Annotated in this window: 16 protein-coding genes; 11 read left to right on the top strand and 5 right to left on the bottom strand. The window is 62.7% G+C overall.

Annotated elements, in window-relative coordinates:
• Window positions 1-397: 397 nt before the first annotated feature.
• From B5483_RS19095 to B5483_RS19060, 8 genes are all read left to right on the top strand, one after another.
• Entirely contained in the window at window positions 398-2,035 is a 1,638-nt protein-coding gene (locus B5483_RS19095) for a M81 family metallopeptidase (RefSeq protein WP_217698223.1), read from the top strand.
• Window positions 2,032-3,201: a thiolase domain-containing protein gene (locus B5483_RS19090; protein ID WP_079731553.1), complete on the top strand. Its 1,170-nt coding sequence runs from the start codon at window positions 2,032-2,034 to the stop codon at window positions 3,199-3,201. The genes B5483_RS19095 and B5483_RS19090 overlap by 4 nt, the downstream gene beginning before the upstream one ends.
• Window positions 3,202-3,206: 5 nt before the next feature.
• Window positions 3,207-4,757, top strand: a complete 1,551-nt coding sequence (locus B5483_RS19085) for a class I adenylate-forming enzyme family protein (protein WP_079731552.1) — start codon at window positions 3,207-3,209, stop codon at window positions 4,755-4,757.
• Window positions 4,747-5,556, top strand: a complete 810-nt coding sequence (locus B5483_RS19080) for a 3-hydroxybutyrate dehydrogenase (RefSeq protein WP_079731551.1) — start codon at window positions 4,747-4,749, stop codon at window positions 5,554-5,556. The genes B5483_RS19085 and B5483_RS19080 overlap by 11 nt, the downstream gene beginning before the upstream one ends.
• Window positions 5,553-7,265, top strand: a complete 1,713-nt coding sequence (dld, locus tag B5483_RS19075) for a D-lactate dehydrogenase (RefSeq protein ID WP_425435058.1) — start codon at window positions 5,553-5,555, stop codon at window positions 7,263-7,265. Before B5483_RS19080 ends, dld begins: the two co-directional genes overlap by 4 nt.
• A 543-nt stretch (window positions 7,266-7,808) precedes the next feature.
• Entirely contained in the window at window positions 7,809-8,669 is an 861-nt protein-coding gene (locus B5483_RS19070; protein ID WP_217698221.1) for a cyclase family protein, read from the top strand.
• Window positions 8,670-8,688: 19 nt separating this feature from the next.
• The gene (locus tag B5483_RS19065; RefSeq protein WP_176168116.1) at window positions 8,689-9,546 is read left to right on the top strand and encodes an HpcH/HpaI aldolase/citrate lyase family protein; all 858 of its coding nucleotides are present in this window, start codon (window positions 8,689-8,691) and stop codon (window positions 9,544-9,546) included.
• A 640-nt stretch (window positions 9,547-10,186) separates the two neighbouring features.
• Window positions 10,187-11,377, top strand: a complete 1,191-nt coding sequence (locus tag B5483_RS19060; protein WP_079731548.1) for a CaiB/BaiF CoA transferase family protein — start codon at window positions 10,187-10,189, stop codon at window positions 11,375-11,377.
• Here B5483_RS19060 and B5483_RS19055 read toward each other — a convergent pair.
• Window positions 11,370-12,584, bottom strand: coding sequence for a citrate synthase (locus tag B5483_RS19055; protein ID WP_139384069.1), 1,215 nt, complete (start codon window positions 12,582-12,584; stop codon window positions 11,370-11,372). The genes B5483_RS19060 and B5483_RS19055 overlap by 8 nt on opposite strands.
• 247 nt (window positions 12,585-12,831) lie before the next feature.
• Between B5483_RS19055 and B5483_RS19050 the strand changes: the two genes are divergently transcribed.
• From B5483_RS19050 to B5483_RS23270, 3 genes are all read left to right on the top strand, one after another.
• The gene (locus B5483_RS19050; RefSeq protein WP_079731546.1) at window positions 12,832-14,466 is read left to right on the top strand and encodes a tannase/feruloyl esterase family alpha/beta hydrolase; all 1,635 of its coding nucleotides are present in this window, start codon (window positions 12,832-12,834) and stop codon (window positions 14,464-14,466) included.
• 64 nt (window positions 14,467-14,530) lie between these two features.
• Window positions 14,531-15,877 (top strand): TRAP transporter large permease subunit, encoded by a 1,347-nt coding sequence (locus B5483_RS19045; protein WP_217698220.1) that lies wholly within the window; start codon window positions 14,531-14,533, stop codon window positions 15,875-15,877.
• A gap of 112 nt (window positions 15,878-15,989) precedes the next feature.
• The gene (locus B5483_RS23270; RefSeq protein ID WP_176168115.1) at window positions 15,990-16,148 is read left to right on the top strand and encodes a hypothetical protein; all 159 of its coding nucleotides are present in this window, start codon (window positions 15,990-15,992) and stop codon (window positions 16,146-16,148) included.
• 626 nt (window positions 16,149-16,774) lie between these two features.
• Here the strand turns inward: B5483_RS23270 and B5483_RS19035 are convergent.
• From B5483_RS19035 to B5483_RS19025, 4 genes are read right to left on the bottom strand one after another with little or no spacing between them, the layout of a single operon-like run.
• Window positions 16,775-17,515 (bottom strand): TIR domain-containing protein, encoded by a 741-nt coding sequence (locus B5483_RS19035; protein WP_176168114.1) that lies wholly within the window; start codon window positions 17,513-17,515, stop codon window positions 16,775-16,777.
• Window positions 17,499-18,095, bottom strand: coding sequence for a hypothetical protein (locus B5483_RS23265; RefSeq protein ID WP_176168113.1), 597 nt, complete (start codon window positions 18,093-18,095; stop codon window positions 17,499-17,501). The genes B5483_RS19035 and B5483_RS23265 overlap by 17 nt, the downstream gene beginning before the upstream one ends.
• Window positions 18,096-18,109: 14 nt before the next feature.
• Complete coding sequence (locus tag B5483_RS19030) at window positions 18,110-19,630, bottom strand: argonaute/piwi family protein (protein WP_079731543.1); 1,521 nt, start codon at window positions 19,628-19,630, stop codon at window positions 18,110-18,112.
• On the bottom strand, window positions 19,627-21,102 hold the full coding sequence (locus B5483_RS19025; protein ID WP_079731542.1) for a toll/interleukin-1 receptor domain-containing protein: 1,476 nt from the start codon (window positions 21,100-21,102) through the stop codon (window positions 19,627-19,629). The genes B5483_RS19030 and B5483_RS19025 overlap by 4 nt, the downstream gene beginning before the upstream one ends.
• Window positions 21,103-21,112: the final 10 nt, after the last annotated feature.

Below are 21,112 nucleotides of genomic sequence, written 5' to 3'. Positions count from 1 at the left end.
AGGCGGCACGACATCTCCATTCTTAGACTGGCCCCATGCATTTGGCAGCCCGAGCGCTTGAGGGTTTTCGATGGGTGGCCAACAACTTCAGCGAACGACGGGCCCGAACATAATCTGCGGGAATGCACCTTTTCAACGCGGAGACTTCGATGGATTAGGGTAACCCCAATTGGCGTTTAGATTCGGTGGGACATCTATCCCACTAGACGGCACATCTCATCCGGCCTATCTACAATCTTGATAGATCGAGGATGTCAGGCTCCTTCTCGTCAGACCGGGACCTGGATTGCGATTCAGGCTTACGCTGCGCGGGAGCGGAAATTCATGGGTAAGATAGCAACGATCGAATGGTTTCTTCCAACTCAGTCTTTAGGTCCAAAACGTGGAGTCGCCTTACTTGATTCTTGTCGAAAGTTTTATGACGAAAAACCCTAACGATGTGGTACAAAGAATGAAAGTATTATTGGCAAGCCTATTTCATGAGACGCATTCCTTTACAGACGATGTCACTCCCATCGGGGCCTTTCGTGTTGACCATGGTTCCGCGCTTCTAAAGAGATCGGGTGATGGTTCCCAGATCGCGGGCTTTTTGTCGGTTGCAGAGCGAAAAGGGTGGACAGTCGTTCCGGCCATATCGTTTGAAGCTATGCCTTCCGGCCTAGTGGCCCACGATGTCTTCGAACAATTCTGGTCGGACCTCTCGCCGATCCTTGATCAGGCCCTGGCTGAAGGGCTCGACGCGATCTTCCTTGCGCTCCACGGGGCCATGGCGACCAATCTCGAAGACGACATTGAGGGAGAACTACTGCAACGTATTCGCGCGACGCCGGGGGCGGAAACCCTCCTGATCTTCGGCGTGTTTGACTTTCACGCGACGATCACGCCGCGGATGGCCTGCCTGGCTAATGGGCTCCTCGGATATCGCGAGAATCCGCATATCGATGCGCATGAGACCGCCGTTCAGGCCGCCGAGCTGCTTGGCCATTGCTTTGCGACCGGGAAGCGGCCGAAGACGGTGCTTGCACAGGTGCCGATCATCTGGCCGCCAACGGGGGTGGCGACGACTGACCTACCGTTGCGCGCGCTGGAGGACCGGGCACGCGAACTCGAAAGCAACGTGCCCGGCGTGCTGGCGATCAACGTCGTCGGCGGATATGCATTTTCCGACGCTTGCAATGCTGGTGTCTCGTTCAGCGCGATTGTGGATGGCGACACCCAACATGCCAAAGCCTCCTTGGCTGAGCTGGCCAAGATGGCCTGGGATCTGCGCTCGGAAGGGATCCCTCGAGAATGGGATATTGATGCCGCGCTCGAAGCGGTCGAGGCGGACGAAACGGGCCCGGCGCTGCTGGTCGAACCCGCCGACAATATCGGTGGTGGCGCTCCGGGCGACTGCACTGACGTGCTTCGCGCGATGATCGCGCATGATGTGCAAGGCGCCGGCCTCATCATTGCCGATGCCGAGGCTGTCTCGCAGTTGGAAGGCGCTGCTGCCGGCGACATCCGCACAATCGCGCTCGGCGGCAAGGGAAGCCGCCTCGATCCCGGCCCGGTCCATCTGGAGGTCGAATTCCTCCGGCTAAGCGACGGCAGGTTCGAGCTCGAGGACCGCCACAGCCATGCCGCGGGGGCCTTCGGTGTTCATGTCGACATGGGACCGAGCGCAGTCGTCCGGCACCGCGGCATCACTATCCTCATCACATCGAACAAAACGCCGCCCTTCGATCTGGGGCAATGGCGCAGCCAGGGCATCGACCCTAGCCAATTCAGGCTGATCGGCATCAAGGCGGCGGTGGGGCATCGCCGGGCCTACGAGCCCATCGCAAAGGCCTCCTACACAGTGAAGACTCGCGGACCTTGCGCGTCGGATCTCACCACCCTCCCCTATCGCCGGCTGCGGCGGCCGATCTTCCCGCTGGACACGGGTTTCGTGCCGACATTCGAAAGTTCGGGTAGGAATGCGCAAACACGCCTTCTCTCGCCGGATTCCGGGCGAGGTTCCAACAGCAGGGCATCCTCGGAACGAGCGCGATGACATCGGCGGCCATTATCGTAGGGTGGGGGCACACGCCCTTTGGCCGTCACGACGCACTCCCGCTGGAGGCGCTGATCCACGCGGCGGCGCAAGAGGCGCTAGCTAATGCCGGTCTGTCGGGTGGCGATGTCGACGCCGTCTGGTTGGGTCACTTCAACGGTGGGCTCGTCCCGGATGCCTTCTGCTCCGCCATGGCCCTTGGCGCCGACGCTGAGCTTCGCTTCAAGCCGGCGACACGCTGCGAGAATGCGTGCGCTTCCGGCTCGGCCGCGCTCTACGCCGCTATGAACGCGATCGATGCCGGACGCGTGAAGATTGCGCTGGTTGTGGGGGTCGAGCGCATGAGCGGTCGCGACGCTGCCGGCGTGACAGCCGCCCTTGGCGGCGCCGCGTATCAGCCCGAAGAAGCCGGTCTGTCCTTCCCCGAGATCTTCGCCCGCTACGCCAAGGCCTATGCCGAGCGCTTCGGCGACCCTTCGGACGCCATGGCCCGCATTGCGGTCAAGAACCACGCCCATGCCTTGGACAATCCGCTCGCGCAGATGCGGCGCGCGCTGGATTACGATTTCTGCGCCAACGTTTCCGAGAAGAATCCGCTGATCGCCCCTCCCCTGCGCAAGACGGACTGTTCGCTGGTTTCCGACGGCGCGGCGGCGGTGGTCCTTGCGCACTGGAATCTTCATCCGGATTTTCGGCGGGCGGTGAGATTTCGGGCTGCGGTCCAGGTCAGCGATCTCCTGCCGCTGTCCGCCAAGGAGCTGGCGCGGTTCGAAGGACCCCGCCGCGCGTTCGAACGCGCCTATGCGCAAGCGCGGGTCGGCGTGGAGGATCTCGATTTCGCCGAAGTGCACGACTGCTTCACCATCGCCGAGTTGCTCACGGTCGAGGCCATGGGGCTGGCCCAGCCTGGCGACGGTCCGGCGATCGTGCGCGAAGGCCTGACCACCAAGGGCGGAAGCCTCCCGATAAATCTTTCGGGCGGCCTAAAGGCCAAGGGCCATCCGGTCGGCGCCACGGGCGTCTCCATGCATGTGCTCGCGGCACGGCAGCTCGTCGGAGAAGCCGGCGCGATGCAGGTCGACGGTGCCCAACTGGGGCTCTGCTTCAACATGGGGGGAGGCGCTGTCGCCAACTATGTCTCCATTCTCGAGCCGCTGAAGGTGTGAATGCGATGAACCTTGCGCTTTGGCTCTGGCGAACCGCAAAACGGATGCCGGACGCCCCCGCTCTGTTCCGCGGAACCGAGATACTGCTGACCTATCGCGAACTTGGCCAGCATACCGCCGCGATCGCGACAGGACTTCAGATCGAGCATGGCATCGCACCCGGCGATCGGGTCGCGCTCTTCCTCGCAAACGACCCCGAGTACCTCCCCCTGCTCTACGCGATATGGGCTGCGGGCGGCGTCGCCGTGCCAATCAACGCCAAGCTCCACGAACGCGAAGCGGCATGGATCATGGAAGATGCCGGCGCCAGGCTGGCATTTGTCGACGCCAAGGCCGCGAAGGCTCTGAGCGCGTTCGGCAGCGATCGGCCGTCCTGCCCCTGCGTCGAGGTCGGAAGCGGCGAACTATCGACGCTCGCATCCCACGCACCGCTCGCCGAGCCCGTCGAACGTGCGAGGGATGATCTGGCTTGGCTCTTCTATACCTCGGGCACGACCGGGCGCCCGAAGGGCGTGATGCTGTCGAATGGCAATCTCCACGCCATGACCTACGCCTATCTCACCGATGTAGACGATCCCGGCACGGGCGGCACGACGGTTTATGCCGCGCCCTTCTCGCATGGCGCAGGACTCTACGCGCTCGTCCACGTCCTGCGCGGCTGTCGCCATGTCGTGCCCGCCTCGGGTGGATTCGACGCCGACGCACTGCTCGAACTCGGACGCCATTTCGGCGACGTTTCGCTCTTTGCGGCGCCGACGATGGTCAAGCGGCTCGTCGACCATGCCCGAAACATCGGAGCCGACGGCGAGGGGTTGCGCACGATCGTCTATGGCGGCGGACCGATGTATACCGCCGACATCGAGGAGGCGGTGGCGGTGATGGGCCCGCGCTTTGTCCAGATCTATGGACAAGGCGAGTGCCCGATGACGATCACCGCGCTCTCACGCGATCTCGTCGCCGATCGCGGCTATCCCCGCTGGCGAGAGCGCTTGGGTTCGGTCGGTGTTCCGCACAGCTGCGTCGAAGTTCGGATCGCAAACAAGGACGGCAAACCCTGCCCGGTCGGCGAAACCGGAGAAGTGCTGGTTCGAGGCGCGCCCGTCATGCTCGGCTACTGGAACAACCCCGAAGCCACTGCTGCCACATTGCGCGAAGGTTGGCTCTGGACGGGCGACATGGGCGCGCTCGACGAGGACGGCTTCCTGACCCTGAAAGACCGTTCGAAGGACGTCATCATCTCGGGCGGCACCAACATCTATCCTCGCGAAGTCGAGGAAGCCCTGCTCAGCCATCCCGATGTGGCCGAGGCCTGCGTGCTGGGCCGGCCGCATGCCGAGTGGGGCGAGGAGGTGGTGGCCTTCGTGGTGCCGCGCTCCGGGCAAAAGCTTGGCCCCGAAGCGCTCGATCGCCACTGTCTGGAACGGATCGCGCGATTCAAGCGGCCCAAAGCCTACCGGTTCACCGACGAACTGCCCAAGAACAATTACGGCAAGGTGCTTAAGACCGCGCTGCGCGAACGCCTCGCCGCCGAGCGGGAGAACAATCATGCAATCTAGCGAACTCGCCGGACGCCGTGTCCTGGTGACGGGCTCGGTGCAAGGTATCGGCCTTGCCGTCGCGCGGGCTTTCGCCGCCGAAGGTGCGCGCATCGGCCTTCACGGCCTGGCGGATGCGGCGCAGGTCGATCATGCAACCGGGCTGCTCGATCAGGGTGGCGCGGCGGAAGTCCGCTTCTTCGATGCCAATCTGCGCGATCCGGACGCTATAGATAGGATGATGGACGAAGCCGAGGCCTGGGGCGGGATCGACGTCCTCGTCAACAATGCGGGCATCCAGAAGACGGCGAGCCTGGCGGAGCTCGACCGGACCACCTGGGACGCGATCCTCGCGGTCAATCTTTCCGCTGCCTTCCATACCATGCGCCGCGCGCTGCCGAAGATGGGCGAGCGCGCATATGGGCGGGTCATCAACATCGCCTCGGTGCACGGCCTGGTCGGCTCGCAGAACAAGGGCCCCTATTGCGCGGCCAAGCACGGCCTCGTTGGATTGTCCAAGGTCGCCGCGCTCGAATATGCGCGTGTGGGCTCGGCAGCGACCGGCGGCGTCACGGTCAACTGCATCTGCCCGGGATGGACCGATACGCCGATCCTCGGCCCCCAGATCACCGAGCGCGCCCGTCAGCTCGGCAGCGACGAGCCGACGGCGATTGCCAGCCTGCTCGCGGAGAAGCAGCCGAGCGCCCGCATGGCCGACCCCGGCGAGATCGGCGCCCTCGCGCTCTGGCTCTGCGCGCGCCAGGCGCATAATGTCACCGGCTCCGCGATACCGGTCGACGGAGGGTGGACGACGCAATGAGCATGAGTTCGTCTGGTCGAACGGCGGACGATCGCTTCATCGCCCAGCTAGTATCGATCGTCGGACGCGCTCATGTCTTGACCGATCCGCGCAGTACGGCACGCTTCCGCACAGGTTTTCGCTGCGGCGGCGGGCCAGCCCTGGCGGTGGTCCAGCCGCACTCGCTGGTCGCCCTGTGGCGCGTTCTGCAGGCCTGCGTGGCTGCCGGCAAGATCGTGATCATGCAGGCCGCGAACACGGGCCTTACCGGCGGCTCTACGCCCGATGGCGACGATTACGACCGCGATGTTGTCATCGTCAGCCCGATGGCGGTCGATGCTATCCACGTGATCGACGAGGGGCGGCAGGTGATCTGCCTGCCGGGCGCCACCCTCTACGCTCTTGAGGCGAAGCTGCGGCCCTATGGCCGGGAGCCGCATTCAGTGATCGGTTCGTCCTGCATCGGCGCATCGGTCATGGGCGGCATCTGCAACAATTCCGGCGGCGCGCTCGTCCAGCGCGGCCCGGCCTATACTGAACTAGCACTCTACGCACAGGTGGGAGCGGACGGTAGGCTGCGCCTGGTCAACCATCTCGGCATAAAGCTCGATGGCGACCCCGAGGCCGTGCTGGACCGGATCGAGCGCGGTGCGTTCGCCAAGGCAGACGTTGTGCATGATCTTTCTCGCTGCGCATCCGACCAGGACTATGAGCGCCGGGTGCGGGACATCGAGTCACCGGTACCAGCCCGCTTCAACGCCGACCCTGACCGTCTGTTCGAGGCATCAGGCTGCGCGGGCAAACTTGCGTTGTTCGCGGTCCGGCTCGACACTTTTCCACGCGATGAGCGGACGGCGGTCTTCTACATCGGGACCAACCGGCCCGCCGAATTGACGCAGCTGCGGCGTCATATCCTCAGCAACTTCGATCACTTGCCGATCGCCGGCGAATATCTCCACCGCGACTGCTTCAATATCGCCGCAGCCTATGGCAAGGATACCTATCTTGCGATCCGCTGGCTAGGGACCGATCGCCTGCCGGCGCTCTATCGCCTCAAGGCCAGGACCGATGCGGTCGCTGAGAAGCTCGGCTTCACAGCTGGCTTTACCGATCGATGGCTGCAGCGGCTAACCGGATTGCTACCCGAACACCTGCCGAAGCGGATGAAGATGTTTCGTGCGCGGTACGAGCATCATCTGATCCTAAGGATGGCGGACACCGGCATCGACCAAGCTGCATGCCTACTGCAAAACCTATTTCCGTCAGACGCAGGCGACTTCTTCCAGTGCAGCGAACAGGAAGCCTCTGCGGCGTTCCTCCATCGCTTTGCCGCTGCGGGCGCGGCGGTTCGCTATCGCCAGATGCATCCGGCCGAAGTCGAGGACATCGTCGCACTCGACATCGCGTTGCCGCGCAATACCGAAGACTGGTTCGAGATCCTGCCGGACGAGGTCGCCGAGCCAATCATCCACAAGCTCTACTACGGCCACTTTTTCTGCCACGTATTCCATCAGGACTATATCGTGCGCAAAGGCACCGATCCGGTCGCACTGGAACACCGGATGTGGGCGCTGCTCGATGCACAAGGCGCCGAATATCCCGCTGAGCACAATGTGGGACACCTGTATCGCGCCAAGCCGGCGCTCGCCGATTTCTATCGCAGCCTGGACCCAACCAACAGCTTCAATCCGGGAATCGGGCACACTTCAAGACTGTTAGACTGGAACTGAAGGTATTTTGTGCAGAATTGTCTGTGTCTCGCAGCTGGGATCGGGAAGCCGAGTTTGAGTAGCGGTTCTTTGATCCCTCTGGTCACGTCCCATCCATCCAGCTTTCCTGTCCACCTAGCGGCCGCCGTTGTCTCGTACAGCCGGTCAATCTCCGCTGCTGCGCAACAGGACCCCGGACTTGGCATTGACTAGTGTACACAATAATTGATAGATACAGTCATTGTTTGATCCATAGGGGAGACATGGTGGATGTTGGTGAAGAAGCGCCTGGGACGGCGCAGCTTCTTGGGGAGCATTATCGCCAGCATGGCGGCGGGAACGGCTGGCCTCGCCCATGGACAGGCAAGCCAGCACAGCAGCGGCCCCTCTTTGCCAAGATGGAAGAACAAGCCGCCTGGATCGACTTGGGGAGAGTTTGGAGCTGACGATCAGCTGGGCCGCATCAACTTGCTGACGCCGGCCAAGGTGCGCCAGGGCGCCGCTGAGATCAGGGCCGGCCGCTCCTTTTGCTTGAGCTTGCCACTCGACTATCCAGGCGAGAATGTGGCCAATCCCGACCGATTGCCGCCGCGACTATTCGCCGTTGTCGGCAAGGACGGCCAGCCGATCTTCAACCGCGTCTATCGCGACGCGGCCGGCCAGCCTACGGGCGTCGTCAGCGACGATGCCGCGCTCCTCTACACGCAGTATTCGACCCAATGGGACGGGTTCCCGCATTTCGGGGCGGTCTACGACGCTGACGGTACCGGGGAGAAAGTCACCTACTATAATGGCTGGAATGCAAGTTCGATGGTGCCACCAGCCAATCGGTCCGGGACCGAACCTTGGGCTCGCTATGAAGGCAGTCACGCTGATGCACTTGGGATCGAGACCATGGCAGCGACTGGGGTTCAGGGTCGCGGCGTTCTCGTCGACCTACACGCACACTTCGGCCGAACGCCGCATCCGGTGACCTGCGCCGACTTGCTTGGCATCATGGAAAAGGATCGCGTCCAGGTGGAGCGAGGCGACATCCTGTGCCTCTATACCGGCTTCGACCGCGTGCTGCTTGAAATGGGCAAACACCCGGATCGCGATCGCATGTTCAACAGCTGTGCGGCTCTCGACGGCACTGATCCGCAGCTGCTACAATGGCTCACTGATAGCGGCGTTGCTGCTCTCGCGTCCGACAATCGCGCGATCGAGATGTTGCCGATTAAACCGCCGCGCAAGTCTCAGGTCTTCGCTCCGCTTCACGAGCATTGCCTATTCAAGATCGGGGTTCATCTTGGCGAAATGTGGTATCTGGCGGAACTCGCGGATTGGCTTCGCGGCCATCATCGCAACCGCTTCTTTCTGACCGCGCCGCCGCTTCGATTGACAGGAGCCGTCGGGTCGCCGGTTACACCGGTTGCGACTGTCTAACGTCGAGGCCGCTTCGATCTTGCTCGCACGCTCCTATCTGTATTGTCCCGGCAACCGAGCGGACCTGCTCGCGAAGCTCGGTCGGACGGGCGCCGACGCCATCATCCTTGATCTCGAGGATGCGGTTCCACTCGCCGCCAAACAGGACGCTCGCCGGGTTGTCAGAGATTTTCTGCGGAACGGCGCAGGTGGCCTGGCGCTCCCGATCTTCGTGCGGATCAATCCCGGGGACCTCGGTCTCGAGGATATCGCTGCCATCGGCAGCACTGGGCTAACCGGCGTCGTTGCGGCGAAAGCAGAAGACGCAGCTGACCTCGCGAAGCTCGATCGGGCACTTGCTGCTGAGATGTCGAATGCCGCTGAAGGCTGGGAGCTTATGATCTATCCGCTAATCGAGTCGGCCAAAGGCCTCTATAGCCTCGACGGATTGGCCGCCGTGTCACCGCGCGTCCGCCGCTTCTTCTTCGGTGCGGTCGATTATGTGCGCGATCTCGGTGGCCGCCCCACAGCCGACCGGCTAGAAACGTTGTTCGCGCGTTCTCGGCTCGTCGCCAAGTCTCGCCAGCTCAAGCTAGATGCGCCAGTTGCCCATGTCTACCTGCCGTTGAGCGATACGAATGGCTTGGCCGTCGCCTGCGCTGAAGATCGCGCGCTCGGATTTTTCGGGCGTTCCTGCATCCATCCGAGCCAAGTCAACGCCGTCAATTCTGCTTTCACACCCAGCGCCGCGGAGCTCCAGCAGGCAAAGGCGATTGTAGCCGCCCATCGAAAAGCCCGCGAGCACGGCAGCGGCGCGCTCATTCTCGAAGATGGCACATTTGTGGATGAGGCGACTGCCCGGCAGGCAAGCCACCTTTTGAGCCTGTTCGGCACTTAAGCTTATACTTGATTTAGTCTATCAACGTTTGATATCATTAAGCATGTATCATGGGCGGGGAGAGCATCTCGCAGCCGTGGCAGGTGGAGGTTCAGCGCCAGCAACCGGAGATCGGTTGATTGCGGACCACTTCTGGACGGCAGCGTCGCACTTCCTGCTAGACATGTGGGAGAGAGCGTTTGAGCGGGTTTCGTTTCGAGGCAGCATTGACGGCGACCGTACCCCTAAACCCCTTCTGGGGGTCTGTTCCGATCACCGCCCAATTACAGCACGCTTTTGCTGGCGGATTTACGACTGCGCGCGCCGACAAAGAGGAGAGCGCTGATCCTCCCGGGCACGGAGGAGATTGCCTAAGAAGATATAGTCACTGGATCTCGCGTTGCGCACGCGGGTTTCCAGGCCCCACTACCGCTGACAGTCGTTGGCAAGGGGGTCCTCAACGAACGAACCCCGTTGGCGCTGATCGACGCGATCGTCCTGTTTTCTGTCTCGCACAGTACAATATCGGGCCCTCTGCCAGGAGCACTGGCGCCGGCGCCTTCCTCAACATGCAGGCAATGATCGCGCCAGCCACATCGCGATACGAGTCCGGCGGCCGCTTGCGCCGGGCGCTCCTCTCACAGCAGTCTGGAGTGCAGGCGTGAGCGATCAACCATTGCATGGATTGAGGGTGCTTGATGCCGCGACACTGTTCGCAGGGCCGGTCGCAGCCATGCTGCTTGGCGATTTCGGCGCCGAGGTCATTAAGATCGAGCATCCCAAAGGCGATGCTGCCCGGACCCATGGCGGCTCAAAGGACGGAGTCTCGCTATGGTGGAAGATGTTCGGCCGCAACAAGCGAACGGTGAGCCTCAACCTCAGCCGTGCAGAAGGACAGGACATCTTCCGGCGGTTGGCCCGGACCGCCGACATCGTGATCGAGAATTTCAGGCCCGGCACGTTTGAGCGCTGGGGACTGAGCTATGAAGAGCTTTCGCGCGACAATCCGGGACTGATCCTCGTACGCGTGACCGGATTCGGCCAGTTCGGTCCCTATGCGGCGCGTCCCGGCTTTGGCACACTCGCCGAAGCCATGAGCGGCTTTGCGGCCATCACCGGCTCCCCGGATGGTCCGCCCACGCTGCCTCCGTTCGGGCTGGCGGACGGCGTCACCGGCATCTCGGCGGCCTTCGCGGCGATGACGGCAGTCCATGCCCGGCAGCGCACCGGGCTCGGCCAAGAGATCGACATCGCCCTGATCGAACCGCTGATGATGGTGCTTGGCCCCCAGGCGATCATGTACGATCAGTTGGGCGTCGTTCAGCAACGCACCGGCAACCGCTCGAGCGTCAACGCGCCGCGCAACGCCTATCGAACCTCAGACGGCAGATGGCTAGCCATCTCGACCTCGTCGCATTCGATCGCGGTGCGGCTCATGCGGCTGGTCGGCGCCGGGCACGTCGTCGATGAGCCGTGGTTCGCCTCGGCGCATGGCCGGGTCGCCCATGTCGAATTGCTCGATGGGCTCGTCGCCAAGTGGGTGGCCGCGCGCCCGGCCGCCGAGGTGATTGCGGCCATGGAAGCAGCCGAAGCTGCGGTGGCTCCAGTCTATTCGATCGCCGACATCTTCGAGGATTCCCAGTACAAGGCACTCGACACGATCACGGAGGTCGAGGATCCTGAGCTCGGCCGCATCCGCATGCAGAACGTCCTTTTCCGGCTTTCACGCCAGCAAGGCCGTATCCGCTACGCCGGCCGCAGTCTCGGCGCGGACAACGAAGCCATTTTCGGCAAGGAACTGGGCATGCCCGACGACGAACTCGAGACGTTGCGTGCGCAAGGCGTCATCTAGCGGCGCTGTCCGGCAGCGGGCCGGCATAGAACACCTCGGGGCGCGGCAGGTTCTGGTCGTAGGCCTCAATAGCATGCGCGATCCAGCCGATCATCCGGCCCAGCCGGGCGAGCACGCGATCCTCGGTGCGCATATGAAGCATGCGGCACACGAACACCGTGACGAAGGCGAAGTCGGGATGGCGATTGAGAATCTCGCGCGCGACATCGCAGGCATAGCGAAGGCGCCGCACCTGGCGGTCGTGCCCTACGCGCTCTTCCAGAGCGCCGAGCAGTTCGGTCGCGCGGGGATCTTCGCGCGGCCCATAAACACCTGTCCCGAAGCCTGGAATCGCCTGGCCTTCGCGGATGCGGGCCATGAGCGCGTCTGCGGGTTCGCCATCACCGAGGAGTTCGTCGAGCAGGCGCGAGCTCGCGTTGAGCTGGCCGAAGGGCAGGCGGCGCCCGCCCGAGGCCGCGAGACCCGCAATGACGATGCGATAGGGGGTGACGCCGGTGCTCGCCAGGCTGCGCACCGCCCAGGTACTCGCGTTCATGCCATGATCGGCGTCGAGGATGAGAAGCCGCCGCAGGATGTCGGCCATTGCCTCGTCGGCGTTGAGATGGCGCCCCAGAAAGACGTGCAGCGGCTCGTTCGTAGGCATATCGGCGCCGACGAGTTCGGCCGCGAACCACCGCAGCGCCTGCGCGCCCGTGGCGAGGAACCCTTCGCGGGAGAGGTCGAAGGCACGCCGATCCTCATTTTCGAGCGCGGTGAGGAGAATCGAGCAGCGATCGACCGCGGGCAAGTGCGCGATGGAGTGTCGCAAGGCGCGATAACGGTCCGACGCAAGCGCCGGACACGCACCGAATACCGACTGCTCATCCACTTGCCACAGGTGCGCGGCGACGGTTTCGATGCTGGAGCCGCGCGACAGTTCGATCGCGCTCTCACCGCGGTAATAGAGCCCGGCTTCAGTCACAAGCGTGATCGCTGTCGGTACCGTAGTCGCCGCGGCAGGCTCCTGCCCCGGCCGGAGAGCTTCGACGTCGGGTTTCCAATAGCGGCGCTTGCGGCTGCCGGGCATCAGTTCGGACCGCACGGGCCTGCGACTAACATAGGAATAGAGAGTCTGGACCGTGACGCCCAGCATCTGGGCCGCTTCCTCGGCGGTCACGTACAATCCGCCCAGCTCGGGAGGCTGCTCAGGGACACTCGGCTTAGTCAAAGCGCGTTTCTCGGCTTGATCGACATCGGGCCTGTCATGCTTGATTCCATCCGTCCAGTCTAGATCGCTCGCACATACTCGCACATAAGGGGGTTTGCATATGAACTCTTACTTCTTCGCAGATTCAGAGGCGCAGGTGCCCTGCCTCCAACAAAATCTCTTTGATGCAAGAGCCCGACTTGACTGTACTGATCGATATTGTCTCGCGCCGTTTCGTTGATCGGGGTTTGACTGAAAGGATGGAAGTATGAAACGGCAGCTCACATTGGCAGGAGTGATCGCACTCAGCATCGTTGCCGCCGCTCCGCCAGCCGGCGGCCAGGATGCCGAAAGGACGCCGGCCGCCCGGACGATCTCCAAGCAGGCTTGCGCAGCCCTCGAGGATCACGATTTCACCAAAGTGCAGGACGCGCCGACACAGGTGATGCGCGCGGTCGTTTTGCCTGCGCAAGGAATTCGTCCCGCGGCGTGCCATGTGCAAGGTTATGTGGCACCGCAAGTCGGCTTCGAATTCCTGCTTCCAGTGCACAGCTGGAACGGCAAGTTTATCCAGGTCGGCTGCGGCGGCAATTGCGGAACGACACGGTTCAACGGCCAGCTGCTGGACGGCCTGTGCGATGAAATGCTTCGCCGCGGGTATGCGTGCATCGGATCCGACCGTGGCCACCACACCAGCCGGGACGGAATGGGAAATGCGTTCGGCGATAGCCTATGGGCCTACGACAATCTCCAGGCTGAAGTCGATTTCGGCTTTCGTGCAACCCACGTCGTCACTCTTGCGGGCAAGGCGATTGCCGCCCAGCTGTACGGAGAGGCACCGCGCTACTCGTATATGCTCGGCTGTTCCGGCGGCGGTCGCCAGGGGCTGATGGAAGCGCAGCGCTTTCCGTGGGATTTCGACGGGATCGTCGCGCTTGAGCCCAGCGTCAACGGCATGATGGCCAAGCTCACAACCGAATGGATCGCGCGCGTGACGACCGACGCCCAAGGACAACCCTTGTTCTCCGCCGCGGATGTCGACCTCCTGCACAATGCCGTGTTGGCAGCGTGCGACGGCAATGACGGGCTCAAGGATGGCGTCATCAATGATCCGCCGAGCTGCCGTTTTCGCGTCTCGTCGCTCGCGTGCACGCCTGACCGCACATCGGCCTGCTTCACGCCTAATCAGGTAAAGGCCGCTGAGCTCGTCTATGCCGGCCCGCAGACATCCAGCGGGAAGCGCATTTTCTACGGACCCAATCTCGGCGCCGAGAAGGGCCCCCTTAGCTTCGCTGTGACGCCCAAGCTCGCCAACGCTTCGGCGAAGGCCTTCGGATATATGGCATTCATGCCAGATCCTGGGCCGGGCTGGACGCAGGGCAGCTTCGACTTCGACCGCGACTACAAGCGCATGGGCATGATGGAGGCGCTGCTCAGCGCCGACAATCCCGACTTGCGCCGTTTCAAGCGGGCGGGTGGCAAGCTGATCATTGCCCATGGGTGGGACGACAGCGGTACCCCACTCGCGCGCGGCACGATCGACTATTACGAAGCGGTGGCGCGTGCCATGGGGGGACAGGCCAAGACCCAAGACTTCGCTAGGTTGTTCATGATTCCGGGGCGCGGCCATTGTACCGGCGGGCCGGGCGCGAACGCCGTCGATTTCCTCGCCCATCTCGAAGCTTGGGTGGAGCGTGGCGAAGCGCCCGACATGATGATCGCCGGCCATGTTGAGGGCGACAGCCAGGGCGATTTCATCACGCTGCCTCACGACCGCTCGCGTGTCAAGTTCACGCGGCCGCTATATCCCTATCCACTGCAAGCGCGCTACAAGGGACGCGGCGACCCGAACGACTATCGCAGCTTCGTCTCCTATCCTGCGCCGTTGAAGGTCCTACCGTGATGCGTCATCAACAGACAGCGGCTAATCGCCTCGCGAGCCACCCGACCAGTGAAGGGAGGCGCCCTTGGGCATCGCGGTCTGGGCGCTGATCGCCTATGTTGTCACCATCATCGCGTGGAACGGGGTATTCAAACGTAACATCGGCGAAGCGCTGATCGTCGGTTTCCTGCTGATCTGCGTCTTCGGAGGGCGCGATTGCGTCCAGCTGTTTGCGAGCGGACTGGCCGACGCCTTTTCGGAAGACGTCGTGTTCGCAGCCGTCGCGTTCGTGTTCATGGGCTTCTTGCTTACCAAGCTCGGACTGATCGAAGACCAGGTGGCGCTACTCAATCGAGCGTTTGGTCGTTTCCGGGGTGGCGCCGGCTATGTTTCGACCGTCGCTTCCGCACTGCTTGGCAGCGCTGCCGGATCGGGCGCGGGGATCGCGTCGTCAGTCGGATCAGTCACCATTCCCTGGATGATCCGCACGAATTGGCAGCCCGATCTCGCCGCATCCCTCGTCGCCGGCAATGCTGGCCTCGGCATCTCCATTCCGCCGAGCTCGTCGATGTTCCTGCTGTTGGGTTCGGCCGCAGTTGCGCCGGTCCTTTCGGCAAATCAGTTGTTCTCGGCCGCGCTCGTTGGCGGGCTATGGACCGTGCTCTACCGCCTCATGGTCGTGTTCTGTTGGGTAAGGCTCTATGGAATCGGGGCAGTGAACGGCGATCAGCCCGAGGCCGGCGCGGGCCCTCGTCCGCGTTGGAGTTCGCTGTTGGTTTATCTAGGCCTCATCGTCCCCATTTTTCTTACTACCGATTGGGGAGAAGGTTTTCTCAGTCGCCGCGTGGGCGAAGCCGCCGACACCGTGAGCATCATCGTCTGGATTCCCGTGGTCATGATGTTCGCTGCGGTGCTGGTGGGCTGGCGCAGACTGCCGCGTTCGATTGTGGCTTGGGATGCTGTGCTGACTGAAAGCGCGCCGCGATACGCACTGATCGGCACCGCAATCGTCTTCGCCTTTGCGGCGGCGGCGGCGCTGGGTTCGCTGGGCCTAGTCGAGCAACTTCGTGTTCTCATGGACGGGATCAACGCGCCGTTACCCATTCTGGCAACTGGGATCGGCCTTCTCATCGTCCTCATAGCCGCACCGCTCACCGGAACCGCGACGATTGCGGCAGTCGGCGGCGTGGCCTTCAGTGCGCTGACCGCGGCGGGCGTTCCGCCTGCCGTGGCGGCCACCGCAATCCTGGTCTTCGCATCGACCGAGGGCGCCTCACCGCCTGGCGCCGCCCCGATCTATATCGCTACCAGCATCGCGGGCATCGATCCCGCGCGGACTTTCGTGCGTCTGGTCGTCTGGTTCGTCCTGCCAATCGTCGCAATTGGCGTCGCCATCGCCAGCGGGCTGTTGCCGATTTTTGTGAGCTTTTAGGAGAGTTCGTGTGGCACTCCCGGAAACGTCGATGCGATCATCGCTTACGCGTCTAGGTCTTACGGTCTTTAAGTGGCTGCTCGCATTGTCCTTGCTCCTTGGCTGTTGCCTTGTGCTCCTGCAGGCAATCGGCATCGCCTGGGGCAGTCCCACACTCACTCGCACTGCCTATGAATGGCTACATGCTGCAATCATCATCGCCGCAGGGGGTGCTGGCCTCGCAGCCTTCTGTCTCTCCTATCTTCTGGGCTGGAAAAGCGGCGAGGACTGAATTCTCGGCCATTCGCGGTCGAACTCCTCTGAGGCTTCAGAGCAAAAAGTGCCTGAACATGCGTCGACCAAGTCCTGAGACGCCGATTTCACTCAACGTACCTTTCGAGCAAACGCATTGCACGCGTGATCGCCTTTAGCAGTCGGTTCGAAAATCATGTCCATTCACTGCTAAATCCAGGCGATAGTAGGCCGGCGCACCGAAGGCCTGCGACTATCGCGCTGATTTCCTTGGCATTCCCCTGAAACGCAGTTCGAATATCGTCCACGAAGGGGAGGGAGTGGCGTTTCGAGCCCTCGCTCTAATCAGTATGCGCTGAATCGCCAGCGTGAGGCGTCCGAGCCTGTCGGTGCTTCAGGAGGCGGACAAATCCGACCATGTTCTCGATGATCTCGCGCGCATCCTCGTCGGTCAGGCGCTCGCGGTAATATGGCTGCCAAACATCAATTATCTCATTCAGAAGGCCCCGCGAATAGCGGGTTCTTGGTTCGCTCTGCTCAACCTTTCCCGTGTTCTCCAACGGTATCGGATCGGACCAATGACGCTCGGGTTTACTCTTCCTGCGGCGCACGGCCTTTCTCCACCAACTGCTCCCACGCTTAATGCCCTTAGCGTTCTGACGCGTCTCAACGCCCAGCGATCTTTGCCGCTGCATCCGTCCAGCGCAGAAGATTGCGATATCCGTCATGCAGCTTCCAGTCGTAGCTGGCCGTACCTTCGCTGAGCGGCATGACACGGCCATGCGACGGCTTCGGCAGCCATCTCGGCCAACTCGTCATCCGTTGCTGGATCTTGGAATAGTGATACCAACCACCAGCGACATGCTCGTAGATCCGCATGTCCCACCCAAGCGCGAGATAGGCGAGCGGGTTGGCTCCCTGCCGTGAAATTCCGTTTCGCGGGCACGGGCATTTGTCGATGTGGACGGCGAGAAGTCCGTTGCCGCGGAAGAAACTGCGCGCGATCTCATAGCGCACCCACTCGCGTTCCCAGGTCTCGGAGCCGACGAGCACGCACGTCACCGACGTCCCCTGCAGCCGCGCGTCGATCACGCGGCGTAGGTTCGCGGGGTTCGTCCGCTTGACTCTCTCCCAGAGGCTCCGGTCCTGCGGCGTCAGCTGGCGGCCGCGGTCGACTGCACGGATCTTGCCGGCGTTCCGGACATGGTTGACCCGGAAGACGTCATCGTAGTGGAAAGAATAGAAGACGCGCCGAACGGCGGGAGTGGGTGCAAGCGGACGCGGGGCCGGCGGCTGGCTCCCCAGCTTTTGAAGGTCAGCAAACATCCGGTCGAGCGACGTCGGCTGCGGCCTGACATGCGTATCGTGCGCCATCGCCAGCCCGAACAGGCTATTGAGCGAGGGCACCGGTGGGTTCACCGGCGGGAGTGGATTGCTTTGGCGCAGCTGCGGGCTGAGCAGTGCTTCTGCCAGCGACTGGAGATGGTTTTGCGGTTGCCACGGCGGTTCGCCCAGAATTCGCGCGATCTCCGCCAGAAAGTTTCGGTTCGGGTCCATGGCTGGCAATATACAGGAGAAGCAACATCCCGACCAGCAACGCCAAGTAGAATCCCCCGACAGATAGGCTGAAGACTGCACGCGAGAGTCGCCGTGCGTCGAGCGATTGAGCCTTGAGGCTCATGTCTTCGGCCATCGCCACGGGCGCGGCGCTCGCGGTTTCGTACAGGAATCTGAACCGCTTTTCCTGCGCGAGGTAATAAGCATCGAGCAGGGCGAACAAGGCAGGGACCGCGACGCCCGCCCATATCAGCTCCGGGACGGGCTTTTGGAAGGCGACCGCAACCAGCGCTGCCATCACCGTTATGCAGAAGTTTTTCGCATTGGCGCTGAAGCCCGACAGGCGCGAAATGACACCCTGGATCATGGATAGGTGCGCGACGCGCATCTGAACGAGCGAGTCCTCGGATAAGGGCGGCGGCGAGCTCACGGAACCTCCTCGTCTCAGATATAGTGCCGAAACGGCAGGGGTGGCGGATCCAGTTCGGGTGGAATCGCCGTGAGGACGCGGCCGACGCGATCGGCGAAGCGCAGGGTCACGGGCATACCGTCCGCATAGAGGCACGCGTTGAAATTGACCTTGGTGAGCGCGAGGACGTCCGTCATGACCGTGCGCAGATTCGCCGTGCCGCGGCAGATGTCGATCAGCAGCGGATTGGGAACCTCGCGGCCCTGATAGGTCTGCAGGCGCGGCACGAAGCCGAGCGTCCACAACAGCCCGCTGGTTTCCGAGAACGGCAGCGCCAGGCCACGCAACGCGGTATATTTGTCACCGCGATAGAGCTTGCGAAGATTGTTCCGCTTGATCCTTACGCCGACCAGCTTGGTCGTTTCGGGTATCGCCTTTTCGAACCCTTTCCATTCTGCGTCGTTGAAGCGCGCGCGGCCATGGATGAAGACTTCGCGTGGATCGTCCTTGTGCTGAGCGCGGTACGCGTCGATCGCCTTGTGCATCAGCGTCTCGGCCTGTGCCTCGTCGAGATGGTATTCGCGCGATTCTTCGGAATACCAGTTCCCCACCGCTCCCTTGAAGACGAGGCCGTCGCCATCGGTCAGGAACATCTGCGCGCCGCAGCAAGCCTGACTTCCCGAGTGCTCATCCAGCCGCTTGTAGACCATGCCGAGATAGCAGACACCGGAACGGATGCCATCTAGCCGCCATGGCTGACCGCCGGCTTTGTAGAAGGCGCCAGTCGCGAGATTCCAGGCCACATCGACGGGGTCCTGAAGACTGCGCAGCGGTGCGCCGTTCGACTTGGTGAAGGCATGCGGTGCGAGCGTGGTTTCGCGCACGACCTGGACAACGGCGCGCGGCCCCAGCAGCCGGCCCTTCAGCTGATCGCGAAAATCGCGCGCATAGCGGTGCATCTCGGCGCCCCGATTCAGGGCATCGAGAAAGGGAAAGAAGGGAGCCGTCGCGAGCGACTTCGCCTGCTTATGCGAGAGCGCCTCCTCCTTGTGCGTCCTTTCGGCCAGCGGCACCTGCGACTTGGGCCGTCCGCGCTCGTAGACCGCTTCGGGGATGATCACGAACCACAAGGAGACGGGGAAGTCCTCCTCGTTCACATATTTGGCAATCCGGCTCTCATAGAGACTGACGGTGTTGTAAATGCGCTGGTGCCCGTCGGCGTGCCGCAGCGTCTCCTCGATCTCCTTGGGATCGATCTCGATGCTCGCGATCGGCTCTTCGGCCCAGCTGCAGCGAAAGGTCGCAGCGAAGCCCGGAAAGAGCGACTGCTTGGGATCGTCCTTCTTGCTGACCGGAACTGGGCCCTGGATCGATCCGACCCATTGCCTGAAATAGCGCAGCCCATCCGGCGTCCCGATAGCGCCGATGCGCAGCTCCTTCGGCTGGCGCTGATCATGGACGGGACCGAAGGCGGTCAGCCCGTCCTTGGGATGCTCCATCGACTGGCCATAACCGAAGATGCAGCGCGGCTCGGGAATGTACCAGATGTCGCTCATTCGTCACCTTCGGCATCGAAATCGTCCCAGGGATCGATCACGTCGTCCTCGTCGACATCGGGATCGTCCTCGGGCACTTCCTCCTCCTCGGCAGCCGCGGGCGCCGCCGCACCCGCCCTTACCTTGCGCGGCGGAGGTTCGAAGGTGACCGGACTGGAATAGCGCTCCGGGCGTGTGTCGATAACGCAGACCTGGTCGCGCGAGACGGGCAATTCGATGCGCTCCGTGCCGTCCGACAGGAACGAAAAATAGGCCAGGTGGAGCGTACGCCACTGCTCGTTGAACCATTGTTTGCAGAAGCTGCGGCGAATCTTGTGCGCCTTGTCGGGATCACCGAGCAGTTCGCGGCCATTCACGGTGAAAGCGACATGGGCCTCGACATGAACTTCGTCGACGTCGCCCAACGCAAACTGCAGCCGTGGCGCATAATGCCAGTGCATGCCTACCACACGCTCATCCCCGACCTTCTTGGTCTTGACGCCGTAGAGATACCGCTTGCGTGACTTGCCGTCGAAATCGACGAAGCGCACGAACTGGCCCTCGACCATGCCCAAGGGGAGAAACCAGCCGACCCGTCCCGAGGCGAGTTCGAGACGATTTAGTCCTCGCGCTTCGCAGAAATTGTCCCAAGCTTGGCGCAACATGTTGACGACGTGGTTCGAAGCGTCGCGGCGGGAGACATAGGGGCCCCCCTTCTCGACATCGCTGGCAAGAAATTCCTCGATCCCGACGTCCGCGCGCAGGGTCAGCGCGATTTCAGAACCGAGCATCTCGCGAATTTCCTCCTCGCCGGCGAAGGTGACAAGCAGGGCGCCGTTGATGACGCTCGGAACCGAGAGCCGTGCAGGGACGTGCTTCAGAGCGTCGGCTGGGACGCCGACGTTATAAAAGCGGACCCGGTCCGGCAGCGCGGTGATGCCGAGCCCATTGGTCATGAGCTCCGTCTCACGCTCGACGATGCGGTGGCGGCCCTCGAACCAGTTGGCAACCCAGGCACCGACCGCGCTCGGCGAAGCGGCCTTGGGAAAATCGTCGCGGGCGAGCAGCTTGAGCAATCGCGCCAGTCCCTCCGCCCAGGAGGGATGGAACTGGATCGCATTCTGACGACCGAGCTGGATCGGCATGTCGCTCCGTTTGAGCGGCGATACCGCCAGTGGCACGACATAGTGGGCATGGTCGATGCCGAGCCGTTCGGCCGTAGCCACCGCGCGTTCGATCTCATCGAGCACGCCGTTCTTGCTGCGCGTCACGCCCGAGACGACGACGACTGTCTTGCCGATGACGGTATCGAAGGCTTCTTCGATATCCGTCCAGAAACGCTCGCCGCCGATCAGTTGGGTCGCTTCCGACCAGACCCGGTAGCCGGCGTTGGCAAGCTGCATGCCGAGCCACGCGGCGAACTCGGTGTCTTCGGGCATCGCATGGCTGAGGAAGATCACGTCCCTCGCCAGCGATTCGGCCTTATCGTTCACGCACGAGTCC

This window comes from Novosphingobium mathurense (genome assembly GCF_900168325.1).
Classification (GTDB): domain Bacteria; phylum Pseudomonadota; class Alphaproteobacteria; order Sphingomonadales; family Sphingomonadaceae; genus Novosphingobium; species Novosphingobium mathurense.
The sequence above is the reverse complement of the archived record's forward strand: the minus strand, read 5'-3'. Positions and strand labels throughout refer to the sequence as shown.

Coding starts and splice junctions, on each gene's coding strand:
- B5483_RS19090 (WP_079731553.1), top strand. CDS start 2,032: ATGACATCGGCGGCCATTATCGTAGGGTGGGGGCACACGCCCTTTGGC.
- B5483_RS19085 (WP_079731552.1), top strand. CDS start 3,207: ATGAACCTTGCGCTTTGGCTCTGGCGAACCGCAAAACGGATGCCGGAC.
- B5483_RS19080 (WP_079731551.1), top strand. CDS start 4,747: ATGCAATCTAGCGAACTCGCCGGACGCCGTGTCCTGGTGACGGGCTCG.
- dld (WP_425435058.1), top strand. CDS start 5,553: ATGAGCATGAGTTCGTCTGGTCGAACGGCGGACGATCGCTTCATCGCC.
- B5483_RS19050 (WP_079731546.1), top strand. CDS start 12,832: ATGAAACGGCAGCTCACATTGGCAGGAGTGATCGCACTCAGCATCGTT.
- B5483_RS19030 (WP_079731543.1), bottom strand. CDS start 19,630: ATGAGCGACATCTGGTACATTCCCGAGCCGCGCTGCATCTTCGGTTAT.